This window comes from Shewanella sp. NIFS-20-20, from assembly GCF_019209865.1.
Lineage (GTDB): Bacteria > Pseudomonadota > Gammaproteobacteria > Enterobacterales > Shewanellaceae > Shewanella.
In genome coordinates this window covers 1-13,723 of sequence record NZ_JAHUTT010000003.1, presented here as the reverse complement: position 1 = coordinate 13,723, position 13,723 = coordinate 1, and the positions used below count along the sequence as shown (strand labels likewise).

Here is a 13,723-nt window from a genome sequence, read left to right as displayed (position 1 = left end):
GCCAACCAAAGCATCACACTCCCTATAGTCCAAATTTCCGTTGATACCTAGGTAACATAGACTCATTACCTATTAATCCCCCTTGATGTAAATAGACTATCTGCCGTAAGCGCGGCTTCGCTAACCATTGCTGCAACGCCATAAACCCTATCGGATCATATAACAGTTCAAAATCCATGTTCGAGCTTTGCTTGACCGCTTGCCAGAGGCGATAGCATTCAAGGTAAGGTTTTCCAAAATGGAATTTTTTCGGCAATTCAATAATATGAGGCATACCAAAACTTGCTGCCCCTAATTGTTTAAATTGCATTTGCAAATAGCTACAGCCCCCAACCGCAGCGCACGTCACTACCTCAATATCGACCCCACGCTCCAAAAAGCGCCGATGCAAGAAAAATGCAGTGGTGCCGGTGCCAGAAGGCAAAAACACCGTCGTGGCTTGTGCCGTTATCCTTTGCCAGTTAATGACCTCATCCGCCAGTTGTGCCACCCCTTGATAAGCCAGTTGGCAGCGTCCGCCTTCAGGCACAAACACACACTGCTGAGCATCATCAGCAACCATCCGGACTTGCTCGATATAATCATGACAGTTCAACTGCGTTGCTAGCGTATCCATGGCAATAATTTTCGCGCCAAGTGCTAAGGCATGCGCATAATTACCCCGAGGGTGTTGCTGCAAGTGACTGGCAATATGATCGACATAAAACTCCAACTGCCAGCCTTTCATATTGGCCAGTGCTGCCATCGATAATAATGAATTTGCTTGGGGTGAGCCGTAACCAATTAACCGAGTGTAAAGACTAGACTTCGCGGCTAATAAGGCCGAAAATTTACGGGCCTTATTGCCAGAGAAATGGGGATGTAATAAATCATCGCGCTTGATCCACAGTGAATGTTCTAAAAATTGAAAAGGCTGAATAGGCGTGTGAGCGAGTTTCATCATTGAGCGATTGGCAAAAAGTGTATTTTAGCCACTTTAGCTTCAAAACCTAACCATTAATTAGTAAGAATGCTCACGCCAAACAAATTATCATTAATTATTGCAAATTAAATCATGGTGTTAACATGATGGCATTAAGATTGCTTTATTCATGTTTTTACTTATGGAGACACCTCAATGTCAGTGCTGCGTTTACTGTTAAATATTATTTGGTTTGTATGTGGCGGTTTCATTATGGGATTAGGTTGGTGGTTAGCTGGCTTAATATGTTTTATCAGTATTATTGGCATTCCTTTCGGCCGCGCCTGTTTTGTTATCGGTGAGATGGCTTTTTGGCCTTTTGGACAACAAAGTGTCAATCGTCAACTGATTTCAGGAGAAGAAGATCTGGGCACCGGCGCCTTTGGTATGGTCGGAAATATCATTTGGTTTATCTTCTTCGGTTTTTGGCTCGGACTTGGCCACCTTGTCTTAGCGTTAGGCTATTTTATTACCATTATCGGGATTCCCTTTGGCCTGCAGCACCTCAAACTGGCGGTACTCAGCTTAACGCCGATTGGTCAAACGGTAGTTGCTAAGGCTTAAGGATGGGCTGAGAAGTAATTCTCTATGATGGTTTGAGTATCTATTTTCTTTAAGCCATCATTGACTCGATTACGCCATTTTTCGCCCTCGCTATTGGCGGCGAAGGCAATATGTAAATCTCGGCTCACCAATAATTTAGCATGGCGCTGTATTTGGTGAGCAACGGGGGTTAAAGATGCTTGTGCCAACCAGTATTCCATGACTCTAGTATCGATCACCGCCGCATCGATGCGGTTACTGGCCAAAAGTTGCAGGTTATGTTCATCAGATCCCGCTTCAACGACGGGTTGTTGACCCGATAAAATGGCTCTATCCAATTCATTTTGATTGGCATACTCTTTCACGACCCCAAGCTTATATTGCTCTAGATCGCTGATTTGACGCCACACCACTGGCGATAATCGCTTAGTGGCCAAGCCTAACTGGCTGATGCCAATAGCATTGGAAAAAATATACTCATCGGTATCAAAACCATACGCAGGAAAATACCCCTGATACTGACCTGTGTTAGATAGTGCCAGTTTTTTTGCTCGACTCCATGGATAAAAATCAACATCGAGAGTATGGCCCTCTGCTTGTAATGCCGCTCTGACAATTGCGACACTCACGCCTTGCTCGGCCAACATTTGCCCCGAATAAGGTGGCCATAATAGCGACGTCAGCCTTAAGGTTTCGGCCATGCAAACGGTCGATACGAACCCGCTTAACAACGCCATGGTAAGACCACGCCTAATAATAGTTAACACTAACGAGCGCATAATCAATGATTGATTGTCCTTACGGCGGTGATAATCGCTAAGTATAGTGTATCTCTAGCAAGTATTTTTAAAGAAGACTACGGGCTTTGTCACAAAAATTTAATCCACAACTTCGATTTCGCTAATCTAAATATTTTATTATTCAATAAGTTAATTTAGCTATATTATCTGGGCTATACACACAATAGATGTAAGGGATTAAACTGTGAAACTCAACTGGGTTGTTATTGCATTATGCTGTTCGCCGCTGGTACAGGCGGAACCAATTGATATTATCCAACCAGCAACAATTACTGCACCTGAAAAAGTCGAGCTAGGTAAAATGCTCTATTTCGAACCAAGATTGTCGAAATCAGGCTTTATTTCATGTAATTCTTGCCACAACTTGTCACTCGGTGGTGTCGATGCGATCCCTACGTCCATCGGTGATCAGTGGCAACAAGGCCCCATTAATGCTCCAACCGTACTGAATGCCGATTTTATGTTGGCACAGTTCTGGGACGGACGTGCCAAAGATTTGCAAGAACAGGCTGGCGGCCCAATAGCAAACCCCAAAGAAATGGGCTTCACTCATGAATTAGCCATCGATACCTTGTCATCGTTACCGGCATATCGCGCTAAATTTAAACAAATTTATGGCAGCGACATTATCAATATCGAGATGATCACCGATGCCATTGCTGAGTTTGAAAAAACCTTGGTGACCCCCAACAGTCCATTTGACTTGTATTTAGCGGGCAATAAAGCGGCGATAAGTTCAGACGCTCAAGCGGGTTATCAACTGTTTAAAGATAAAGGCTGTATTAGCTGTCACAATGGCCCTGCAGTTGGCGGCACCATGTACATGAAAATGGGACTGATCAAACCATTTCATACAAATAACCCTGCCGAAGGTCGCAAGGGCGTGACAGGTAATCCAGCTGACTTGCATGTCTTTAAGGTGCCGACACTGAGAAATATCGAACTCACCTACCCCTACTTCCACGATGGCAGTGTGTGGGATCTTGAAGATGCGGTAAACGTAATGGCTGATGTTCAATTAGGGCAAACCTTTACTGCAGGCCAAACTCAACAAGTGGTTGCCTTCTTAAAGTCGTTAACCGGTGAACAACCGCAAATTGTCTTGCCAATTTTGCCACCGTCCACCCCACAAACGCCAAGACCTCAACCTTTCGCCGAATAATCAACCTCGGTGGTGTCTCGGCTTTACAGCGCAATGCCCCATCTTGGGGCATTTTTTTAGCCTAGAGGAGAGAGACATTCATGGTTGCCTGCTGCCATATATTGCTGAGCCGCTTAGATTTTCGTAAACTGTTAGCCACTGTCCACTAGGATGATTAGCCGAGCAATCTTGCGACTACGGCACTGGAAATAAGGCAATCACATGCAGTATTGGTTATTTAAATCAGAACCCGATGAATTTAGCATTGATGATCTCGCCAAGCTTGCGCCTAACGTTGAACCATGGAGTGGAATACGTAACTACCAAGCGCGTAATTTCATTCGCGATAACATTGTGCTTGGTGATGGCATTTTATTTTATCACTCGAGTTGCAAGCAGCCTGGCATTGTCGGCCTCGCCGAAGTCGCCAGTGACCCTTACCCAGACCCCAGTCAGTTTGATCGCCAATCCCCATATTACGATGCTAAATCCAGCCATGAGCAACCGAAATGGTTAATGGTGGATATTAAGTTCGTTGAGCGTTGGCACCACACCTTGAGTCTTTCTACCTTGAAAACCTTACCGCAAGTTGCCGATCTGGCCTTGCTAAAATCCCCGCGTTTGAGCATTCAACCGGTCAGCGCTCACTATTGGCAACTACTGCTCAATTTAGGCCGTTAACCCAAAGGTGAGTGTTCAAATGAATTTCCACATTCTTCCAGTAGCAATTGGGTAAATAGCTGCCCAGCTCGCCCTAGCGGACGCTGCTGGCTCCATACCAACTGCGGAATAAAGGGGTAGCGCGACCCCCCAATAAAATCCACCTCGACTAACTCAGCAGAGGCCAGTTGTTGTTCCACTAAATAATCTGGCATCCAGCCAAAGCCTAACCCTTTTAAGATGGCATTTTTTTTCATCATAAAATCGGACAAATAAAAAACTTTATCGCCGCCAAATTGCATATCGTCTCGATAACCTGTGATCCCAGATGAGTCTTCAATGGTCAACTCAACAAACTGCTGTAACTCACTCAATGTGACCTGGGTCTTCACAGCCAAAGCATGGCTGGCAGCCACTACTAATACGCTGGTGACTTGCGGCAAAGGTGTCGCATGATACTCAGGCCCCGTGTGTAGCTCTTTGACTAACATGACATCGGCACTATCGCGTAAAAACCTGTGTTGAACCCCGCCAAGATATTCGATATTTAATTGGATTTTGGTGGGCACTTGATGCTCGGCCATACGTTTAAGCGCAGTCATCACCGGCTCCATCGGTAAAGCCCCGTCGATCACCAGTTCTAATTTGGGTTCCCAGCCCTCTCCAAAGCGACTGGCTAACTGGCGAATGTTGTCCCATTGGCGCAATAACCTTTGGCCTTCCTTGAGGATCACCTTACCTTCAGGGGTGAGCTGAGCCCGATACTGACTCCTATCTAATAACTGGATCCCAAGCTCTTGTTCTAATTTTTTAATTTGATAACTCACCGCCGATTGCGCCTTATGTAACGACTCAGCCGCCGCAGCAAAACTGCCTTTCTCTACTAACACAGTTAACACGCGAAAAGCATCGATATCGACTTTCATGGCGACTCCATCAAATAATTAGATTATGTTGAGCAATTTATTATTCTTTTTTTTGTTCATTCAAGCAACTAAATTGTTATCAGGATCACATTTAGCCAACCTAAGCTTATCCAAGGAAACCTTATGCCGACCTATATCAAGCAAGGTGATATTCCGAGTAAACGTCATATCATCTTTGAAAAGCCCGAGGGTGGCTTATATCGAGAAGAACTGTTTTCGACCCATGGCTTTGCCAATATCTATTCAAATAAATATCACCATAATATGCCCACTAAACTATTAGAAAATCGCATATTTGATATTGAGCATGGTCAACCTTGGCAAAATGCCTTGATCCAAAATTACAAATTGGACTCACGGGTGCTAGATAGACCTGGACATTTCTTCTCAGCCCGCAATCAATTGTTCTATAACGCTGATGTTGCCATGTACAGCGCTAAAGTCACTGAGGATACCGATCACTTCTATCGCAATGCCTATGCCGATGAAATTATTTTCGTACATCAAGGGCAAGGGCAACTGCTCAGTGAGTATGGGGTCTTATCTGTCAAGCAATGGGACTACCTGGTGGTGCCCCGTGGTACGACTTATCAATTGAAATTTGATGACTATCAAGATGTCAGGCTGTTTATTATCGAATCCATGTCCATGGTCGAAATACCTAAGCACTTTCGTAATGAATATGGCCAATTACTGGAGTCTGCCCCTTATTGTGAGCGAGATATCCGCACGCCCGAGTTAAGTGCCGCCATTGTCGAGCAAGGTGAGTTTAGCTTGATCAGTAAGTTTGGTGATAAATACCAACAAAGCCTGCTTGAGTGGCATCCATTTGATCTGGTTGGTTGGGACGGCTATGTCTACCCTTGGGCCTTTAATATCCAAGATTACGCCCCCAAAGTCGGGAAAATTCATTTGCCGCCTTCAGAGCATCTGGTATTTACCGCCCACAATTTTGTGGTATGTAACTTTGTTCCACGCCTCTATGACTTTCACCCCCAAGCGATCCCAGCCCCGTATTTCCACAACAATATCGACAGTGATGAAGTTTTATATTACGTCGATGGCGACTTTATGAGCCGCAAAGGCATTGAAGCGGGCTACCTCACCTTGCATCAAAAAGGGGTGGCTCATGGGCCGCAGCCCGGCAAGACAGAAGCGAGTATCGGTAAAAAAGACACCCAAGAATATGCGGTCATGGTTGACACGTTTGCAGCGCTTAAACTCACTGAACACGTCAAACACAGCATGGCAGCCGATTATCCGAGTTCATGGCTTGAATGAGCCACCGTCGATTATTCATAGTTACCCATTTTTGATACAGGATTATTCACATGACAAACGCAACTAACCCTCTAGGTTTAATGGGCATAGAATTTACTGAATTTGCCAGCCCAGATCTCGACTTTATGCACCAAGTGTTTATTGACTTTGGTTTTTCAATGCTCAAAAAACATCAACAGCAAGACATTTATTATTATCGCCAAAACGACATTAACTTCTTACTAAATAAATCAAAAAAAGGATTTAGTGCCGAGTTTACTCAGGCGCATGGCCCTGCGATTAGTTCAATGGGCTGGCGGGTCAAAGACGCTAATTTTGCGTTTGAGCAAGCCGTTATTCGCGGCGCAAAACCGGCGCCGGCGGAGCAAACAGACCTGCCCTATCCTGCGATTTACGGCATTGGCGATAGCTTAATTTACTTTATTGATACTTTTGGTGATAAAGGCACGATTTATGATGCGGACTTTGTCAGTCTAACCGATCCTATCATTGTGCCAGACAAAGGCTTTATCGAGGTCGACCACCTCACTAACAATGTCTTTAAAGGCACCATGGAGTATTGGGCCAATTTCTATAAAGATATTTTTGGTTTCACTGAGGTGCGCTACTTTGATATCAGCGGCGTACAAACCGCATTGATCTCTTATGCCCTGCGTTCACCTGATGGCAGCTTCTGTATTCCGATTAACGAAGGTAAAGGCGATAACAATAATCAAATTGATGAGTACCTTAAAGAATACAATGGTCCAGGCGTGCAGCATTTGGCGTTTCGAAGCCGGGATATCGTCGCCTCTCTCGATGCAATGCAAGGAACAAAGATCAGTACCTTAGATATCATTCCCGAGTATTACGACACCATCTTCGAGAAATTACCGCAAGTGACGGAAGATAGAGAAAAAATTAAACAGCATCAAATTTTGGTCGATGGCGATGAATCTGGCTATTTATTGCAGATCTTCACCAAAAATCTGTTTGGTCCTATCTTTATTGAAATCATTCAACGTAAAAATAACTTAGGCTTTGGTGAAGGTAACTTTAAGGCCTTATTTGAGTCGATTGAGCGCGATCAAGTTCGCCGGGGCGTTTTATAACCTGCCCATCTCCGGTCAACATCGATAGACTGATGGTCAATATCACAAACTGCTTATAACCTCGTTATGAGCAGTTTTTTTTCAACCGCTTCACAGGTAAAATCCACTACCTTTTCTTGCTTAAGACCACTATGCCTGATTTCACTCTGCTCGCCGTATTTATTCCCACTTTCTTTTTTGTATCTGTGACCCCAGGGTTATGCATGACCTTAGCCATGACACTTGGCATGAGTATTGGCGTACGTAAAACCTTATGGATGATGCTGGGTGAACTCGTTGGCGTTGCCTTAGTCGCGATTGCCGCCGTCATGGGCGTTGCGAGCTTGATGCTCAACTACCCTCAAGTATTTTCGCTGCTGAAATGGATTGGCGGAGCGTATTTGATTTATGTCGGGATCAATATGTGGCGCAGCCGTGGCAGCATGGCAATAGTGGCCGATACTGACAAAAACGTGAGCCGCTATACCTTGTTAACGCAAGGGTTCGGGACGGCGATCGCGAATCCTAAAGGTTGGGCATTTATGGTGTCACTCTTACCGCCTTTTATTAACCCGCAATCGCCTATGCCGCCACAATTGATCGCATTAATAGCGATTATTTTAGTGTCTGAGTTTGTGTGTATGATGCTATATGCCAGTGGTGGCAGAACCTTAAAAATCTTTTTAAGCCAAGGTAATAACATTAAACTGCTCAACCGCATTGCCGGCAGTCTGATGCTATTTGTCGGCCTATGGCTAGCGTTTGGCTAAGCTAGGTGCTCAAGCGCGGTGATTGCCAGCCTCTTTGTAGGGCAAACATAACCTCGCTTGAGCGACATAATGGTCCACTTGCTGCCGTTCATCGTGGCAATAGCGAGTGATGGCAGCACTGAGTATGGAGGTTTCAAGGCGATGATAGGAATACATCAATACCGGTTCAAAACCACGCAGTAACTTATGCTCGCCTTGAGCCCCCGCATTAAAACAAGCTAACCGCTGCTCAATGCAGTAATCCATTCCCTGATAGAGACACATTTCAAAGTGCAACAGGGGCAACTCTTGCAAACAGCCCCAATAGCGGCCATATAAGGTCTCCTCATCGCGAAAATATAACGCCGAGGCCACCATAGCTTTGTCACTGTCTTCGGCCACCAATAACATGACCTCCAGTGACAACTGACCTAGGCCCTCAAAAAAAGCCCAAGGCAAATAGCCTTGATGACCAGATAACTTTAAATAAGTGTGCTGATAACACGCATAAAACCCTTGCCAATGCTGTGGCTCTATCGCGTCTGCGGTTAAAAATCGAAACGATAAGCCGTAGCTTGCGATCTGGCGCCGCTCTTTACGAATCGTTTTACGTTTGCCCGCCGTTAAGCGCGCTAAGAAGTCATCAAAATCTGCGTATTGATCATTAAACCAATGAAATTGCGCCGTCTGTCTCATGACCCCTGAATACCGTTGTTGCCATGACATGGCTTGTGATTCCGGGATCCCTAAGGCATGCCAGGATGACACTCCGCGAGTCAAACGACTGGCGATGGTGGCCATCACTATGTCAAGCACTTGTGACTTTTGCTGACTATCGAGTCGCGAACATAGCCCTAATCGCGTGCCCGAAATTGGGGTAAACGGAATCGCGGTTAATAGCTTAGGGTAATAGTCTAATCCCTGCTGTTTGTAGGCTTGAGCCCATGAAAAATCAAACACATACTCCCCATAGGAGTGAGCTTTTATATACAGGGGCATCACTGCCACAACTCGACCATCGAGTTCGACTGACCAATGACAACTGCGCCAGCCGCTGTGATTACCTACCGCGCCGCTGCGCTCAAGTAACGATAAAAACCCATGGCAATTAAAAGGGTTAGCTAGCCCAGCATCGTCCATTAAGCGATCCCAATCGCAAGCATCAATGGCAGTGATGTCCTGATGTTCATGCACACTGAGTGCTAACTCGCCATTGGCGCCACTGGGCAGACGGGCTATCGTTGATGGCTTCACAGTTGCAATCCCTATCATTTAACGGCACATTGAGTGCTTACTAACAATAACAACATTAAGGTAGCATTGTGCCGTTACAGTCAACAACTCTTAATCGTTCCTGCCACGCTGTGCCGGGCCTAGGCATCACCCCTTGGTGGAACGCGTCATTCCTGCTGATGTTACTCTTATCGACTGGCTCTGTTTACGCCGACTCCCCAACGACGACCTCTATTTATGAACACCAAGCGACAGCTCAACCGCAATGGGCACGGCATGGCATGGTCGCCAGTCAAGAAGCCTTAGCAACCCAAATTGGAGTCGACATATTAAAGCAAGGTGGCAATGCCGTAGATGCGGCCGTGGCCACAGGTTTTGCCCTCGCGGTCACGTTGCCCAGAGCCGGTAATATTGGCGGAGGCGGTTTTATGCTGGTGTATTTAGCGGATAAGCAAAAAACCATCGCCATTGACTACCGTGAAATGGCGCCGGCAAAAGCCCATAAAGATTTATTTATTGGTGATAACGGTGAAGTCAACAAGCAATGGTCGAGACAACATGGCTTAGCGGTCGGGGTCCCTGGCACTGTGATGGGCTTACTGAGTGCGCTGGAAAAGTATGGCACCATGACGCCAAAACAAGTGATGGCCCCCGCCATTGCGCTTGCCCAAGATGGCATAGAGGTAACCTATGACCTCGCCCAATCTTTAAGCGATCTCCAGCCTAGGCTCAGTCGCTGGCCAAGCACCAATGCCATTTTTTATCAAGCCAATGGCGATGCCTTTGCCCCCGGCGCTATATTGCAACAACCCGAGCTAGCTCATAGTTTACGACTCATCGCCAATAAAGGCGTTGCGGGGTTTTATCAAGGCGAAACTGCCGATAACATTGTCGCTGCCGTCACCGAGGCCGGCGGGATCTTAACGCTTGAAGATATGCAATCCTACCAAGTCGTTGAGCGTGATGCTGTCGAGGGTAATTATCGCGGCTATCGTGTCATTTCAATGCCGCCGCCGTCCTCAGGTGGGATCCATATTATTCAAATGCTCAATACACTGGAACATTTTCCTTTAGCTGAGCTTGGACATAATAGTGCCGCGAGCTTGCACTTATTCACAGAGACAATGAAATTAGCCTACGCCGATCGTAGTGAGTATTTAGGCGACCCCGATTTTTACCCGGTGCCTACCCAAGCCCTAATCGCCAAACCCTACGCGCAACGATTGGCCAACAGCATTAAAGATACTGCCAGGGCCTCGGCCGAAATTAAACCCGGCGCCGAACTTCAGTACGAAAGTCCGCAAACAACCCATTATTCGGTGGTGGATCAATGGGGTAATGCGGTGTCCAATACCTATACCCTTAATTTCAGTTATGGTTCGGGCTTAGTGGCGGCTGGCACTGGCATACTACTCAATAATGAAATGGATGATTTTTCCGCCAAGGCTGGGGTCCCTAATGGCTATGGCTTAATTGGTGGTGAGGCTAATGCGGTTGCCCCGAGAAAACGGCCATTAAGTTCAATGAGCCCCACCATCGTCTTGAAAGATAACCAAGTCTATTTAGTCACCGGCACTCCCGGTGGCTCACGCATTATCTCAACCACGCTCCAAATCATCACCAATGTGATTGATTATCAGCTTAATATTGCCGAGGCTACTTTAGCTGGTCGCATTCATCATCAATGGCTTCCCGATGAATTACGAGTCGAACGCTCGATTAATCTCGACACTTTAAAATTATTAGAAGCCAAGGGACACAAGGTTAAAGTACAAAATGCCATGGGCAGTACCCAATCAATCATGCGTACCCTTGACGGTTGGTATGGCAGTTCCGATCCTCGCCGCCCAGGCTCATTAACCGCTGGCCATTAGTCATTGTTGGCAATATCTCTACTGGCCGGGTAATACCGGCCTTTTTATGGCTGATTATTAGCCAGTCCCGCCCTGCTGTGATAACTTTGTTGCACAGAAGTGACAACACCACTTCAACTATCAATTCTAACAACGTCATCAAGAAAATTAAGGACATCCAATGAAAATGACTCATCTGGCCGCTGCCGTCGCACTTGCCATATTTGCGAGCGGCTGTAGCCAAGAAGCCCCCACTGAAGTGACGCAAACACCAGTGGCCAGTGATACACAAACTCAGGAAGCCACCGACATCAATCCATTCTTTGCACCGTACAATACCTATTTAGAAATCCCTGATTTCAGCAAAATTAAGCCAGCCCACTACTTACCAGCGTTTGAACGCGGTATCGCCGAGCAGCAAGCGGAAATTGCCGCGATTATTAATAATCCCCAACCAGCAACCTTTGCCAATACCATTGAAGCCATGGAGTTTTCAGGTAATTTACTCGCCAAGGTGCAAGGGGTATTTTTTAACTTAACCAGTGCCGATACCAATGATGATCTCAGGGCAATTTCTAAAGACGTCTCGCCGATGTTATCCGCAGCCTATGATGACATCATGCTCAATGATAAGTTATTCCAACGTGTGAAAGCCGTCTATAACAGCCCAGACAAAGCGACACTGTCACCCGCCCAACAAAAGTTATTATCTGATACTTATCAGAGCTTTGTGCGTGGCGGCGCGAACCTCAGTGAGCAAGACAAAAATACCTTACGCCAACTCAACGAAGCCATCGGCAAATTAAGCTTAGAATTTGGCGATAACTTATTGGCAGAAACCAATGCCTATGAATTGGTGATCACTGATGAAGCCGACTTATCCGGTCTGCCTGCCGATGTAATTGCCACCGCGGCTGCCACCGCCAAACAAAAAGGCTATGATGGCAAATGGGTCTTCACCACCCAGCGCCCATCAATCACGCCCTTCTTAACCTATGCCGACAATCGCGAGCTACGAAAGCAAATCTTTAACGCTTACATCCAGCGCGGCAATAACAATAATGCAAATGATAACAAGCAGATATTAGCTAAAATGGCGGCACTCAGAGCCGAACGTGCCGCCTTATTAGGTTACCCAACCCACGCACACTTGGTCTTAGAAGAAAGAACGGCCAAAACACCTGAAAATGTGTATGAACTGCTGAACAAAGTATGGCCTGCGGCCTTAGGGCAAGCGCAAGCAGAAGTGGCCACCATGCAAGCATTGATTGATCAACAAGGCCAAGATTTTAACTTACAAGCTTGGGATTGGGATTACTACGCCGATAAAATTCGGGTGGCTAAATATGACTTTAATGAGCAAGATACGCGCCCCTATTTCTCATTAGAAAATACATTAAACGGGGTGTTCTATACCGCCAATAAACTCTTTGGGATCACGGTCAAAGAACGCGATGACTTGCCTAAATATCACCCTGATGTCCGCACTTTTGAAGTATTTGATAACGACGGCAAGTTATTGGCTATTTTCATGGGCGATTATTTTGTCAGAGACTCAAAGCGTGGTGGCGCATGGATGAATGCGTATCGCCCTCAGTATCAAATGAATGGCGAAACTTCAGTACCCATTATTGTCAATGTCCTTAACTATCCTAAGGGCGCCGCTGGCGAGCCCAGCCTATTAACCTTTGATGAAGCCAGCACCTTGTTCCATGAGTTTGGTCACGCCCTGCATGGCATGTTGTCAAATGTACAATATCGCTCGCAAGCCGGGACGGCCGTGCCGCGCGATTATGTGGAGTTTCCATCGCAAGTCATGGAAAACTGGATGACACAGCCTGAAGTATTAGCGCAATTTGCTAAGCATTACCAGACCGGAGAGGTGATCCCAACGGCATTGGTGGAAAAAATTCAAGCCGCCAGTAAGTTTAATCAAGGCTTTGCTACCGTTGAATACATGGCGGCCACTAAGCTCGATCTCGATTGGCATACCTTGACAGATACCACCCCGCAAGATGCCGCTAAATTTGAGGCAGCGTCGCTGGCCAATATGGGACTGATTGAAGAAATAGTCCCAAGATATCGCAGCACGTATTTCTCGCACATCTTCTCCGGTGGCTACTCCGCGGGATATTACAGCTATTTATGGTCAGATATCCTAGGCGCCGACGCCTTTGAGGCCTTCAAAGAAAATGGCATTTTTGATCCAAAAACCGCCAAAGCCTTTCGCGATAACATCCTATCTCAAGGCGGCAGTGCCGATCCGATGGCGTTATATCAGCAGTTTAGGGGCAAAGAAGCTGGCATTGAACCCTTACTTCGCAGTCGCGGCTTATTAGCCAAGTAATACTTCTCGTTATCAAAAAACCGGCCTCAGGCTAATGCCGTTCACTTAGTGTGAACGGCATTTTTCTTAGACTTAATGGGATACTTGTTTTTACTCATTTTTAACGCACGTGGATAGGCCCTATCCCGTTTCCCATCAAGCTTGAACTGTCTCGCATTA

Annotated in this window: 12 protein-coding genes; 8 read left to right on the top strand and 4 right to left on the bottom strand. The window is 46.2% G+C overall.

The annotated features are described in order from the left end of the window. Positions 1 to 22 precede the first annotated feature (22 nt). Positions 23 to 943 (bottom strand): pyridoxal-phosphate dependent enzyme, encoded by a 921-nt coding sequence (locus KU855_RS01345; RefSeq protein ID WP_371316305.1) that lies wholly within the window; start codon positions 941 to 943, stop codon positions 23 to 25. 174 nt (positions 944 to 1,117) lie between these two features. On the opposite strand from KU855_RS01345, the gene KU855_RS01340 reads away from it, so the two are divergent. Continuing rightward, the gene (locus KU855_RS01340; RefSeq protein ID WP_218528551.1) at positions 1,118 to 1,525 is read left to right on the top strand and encodes a YccF domain-containing protein; all 408 of its coding nucleotides are present in this window, start codon (positions 1,118 to 1,120) and stop codon (positions 1,523 to 1,525) included. Here KU855_RS01340 and KU855_RS01335 read toward each other — a convergent pair. Beyond that, the gene (locus KU855_RS01335; protein ID WP_218528550.1) at positions 1,522 to 2,241 is read right to left on the bottom strand and encodes an ABC transporter substrate-binding protein; all 720 of its coding nucleotides are present in this window, start codon (positions 2,239 to 2,241) and stop codon (positions 1,522 to 1,524) included. The two genes, KU855_RS01340 and KU855_RS01335, sit on opposite strands and share 4 nt — an antisense overlap. Positions 2,242 to 2,488: 247 nt before the next feature. Between KU855_RS01335 and KU855_RS01330 the strand changes: the two genes are divergently transcribed. After that, positions 2,489 to 3,466 carry a cytochrome-c peroxidase gene (locus KU855_RS01330; protein WP_218528549.1) on the top strand — a complete coding sequence of 326 codons (978 nt, stop codon included), beginning with the start codon at positions 2,489 to 2,491 and terminating at the stop codon, positions 3,464 to 3,466. A 201-nt stretch (positions 3,467 to 3,667) separates the two neighbouring features. After that, positions 3,668 to 4,126 carry an EVE domain-containing protein gene (locus tag KU855_RS01325; RefSeq protein WP_218528548.1) on the top strand — a complete coding sequence of 153 codons (459 nt, stop codon included), beginning with the start codon at positions 3,668 to 3,670 and terminating at the stop codon, positions 4,124 to 4,126. Here KU855_RS01325 and KU855_RS01320 read toward each other — a convergent pair. Further along, a complete protein-coding gene (locus tag KU855_RS01320) occupies positions 4,123 to 5,031 on the bottom strand; it encodes a LysR family transcriptional regulator (RefSeq protein WP_218528547.1) in 909 nt (302 codons plus the stop codon). The genes KU855_RS01325 and KU855_RS01320 overlap by 4 nt on opposite strands. A 123-nt stretch (positions 5,032 to 5,154) precedes the next feature. Between KU855_RS01320 and KU855_RS01315 the strand changes: the two genes are divergently transcribed. The 3 genes from KU855_RS01315 (at position 5,155) to KU855_RS01305 (ending at position 8,152) form a co-directional block, all read left to right on the top strand. Further along, positions 5,155 to 6,312 carry a homogentisate 1,2-dioxygenase gene (locus KU855_RS01315; RefSeq protein WP_218528546.1) on the top strand — a complete coding sequence of 386 codons (1,158 nt, stop codon included), beginning with the start codon at positions 5,155 to 5,157 and terminating at the stop codon, positions 6,310 to 6,312. 50 nt (positions 6,313 to 6,362) lie between these two features. Continuing rightward, complete coding sequence (gene hppD, locus KU855_RS01310) at positions 6,363 to 7,403, top strand: 4-hydroxyphenylpyruvate dioxygenase (protein ID WP_218528545.1); 1,041 nt, start codon at positions 6,363 to 6,365, stop codon at positions 7,401 to 7,403. A gap of 131 nt (positions 7,404 to 7,534) precedes the next feature. After that, the gene (locus KU855_RS01305; RefSeq protein ID WP_218528544.1) at positions 7,535 to 8,152 is read left to right on the top strand and encodes a LysE family translocator; all 618 of its coding nucleotides are present in this window, start codon (positions 7,535 to 7,537) and stop codon (positions 8,150 to 8,152) included. A gap of 9 nt (positions 8,153 to 8,161) precedes the next feature. On the opposite strand, the gene KU855_RS01300 is transcribed toward KU855_RS01305, so the two are convergent. Beyond that, positions 8,162 to 9,385, bottom strand: a complete 1,224-nt coding sequence (locus KU855_RS01300; RefSeq protein WP_371316304.1) for a GNAT family N-acetyltransferase — start codon at positions 9,383 to 9,385, stop codon at positions 8,162 to 8,164. Positions 9,386 to 9,543: 158 nt separating this feature from the next. Here KU855_RS01300 and ggt point away from each other — a divergent pair, with 158 nt between their 5' ends. Further along, positions 9,544 to 11,238: a gamma-glutamyltransferase gene (gene ggt, locus KU855_RS01295; protein ID WP_218528646.1), complete on the top strand. Its 1,695-nt coding sequence runs from the start codon at positions 9,544 to 9,546 to the stop codon at positions 11,236 to 11,238. A 160-nt stretch (positions 11,239 to 11,398) separates the two neighbouring features. Beyond that, positions 11,399 to 13,564, top strand: coding sequence for a M3 family metallopeptidase (locus KU855_RS01290; RefSeq protein ID WP_218528542.1), 2,166 nt, complete (start codon positions 11,399 to 11,401; stop codon positions 13,562 to 13,564). The last annotated feature ends 159 nt before the right edge of the window (positions 13,565 to 13,723 follow it).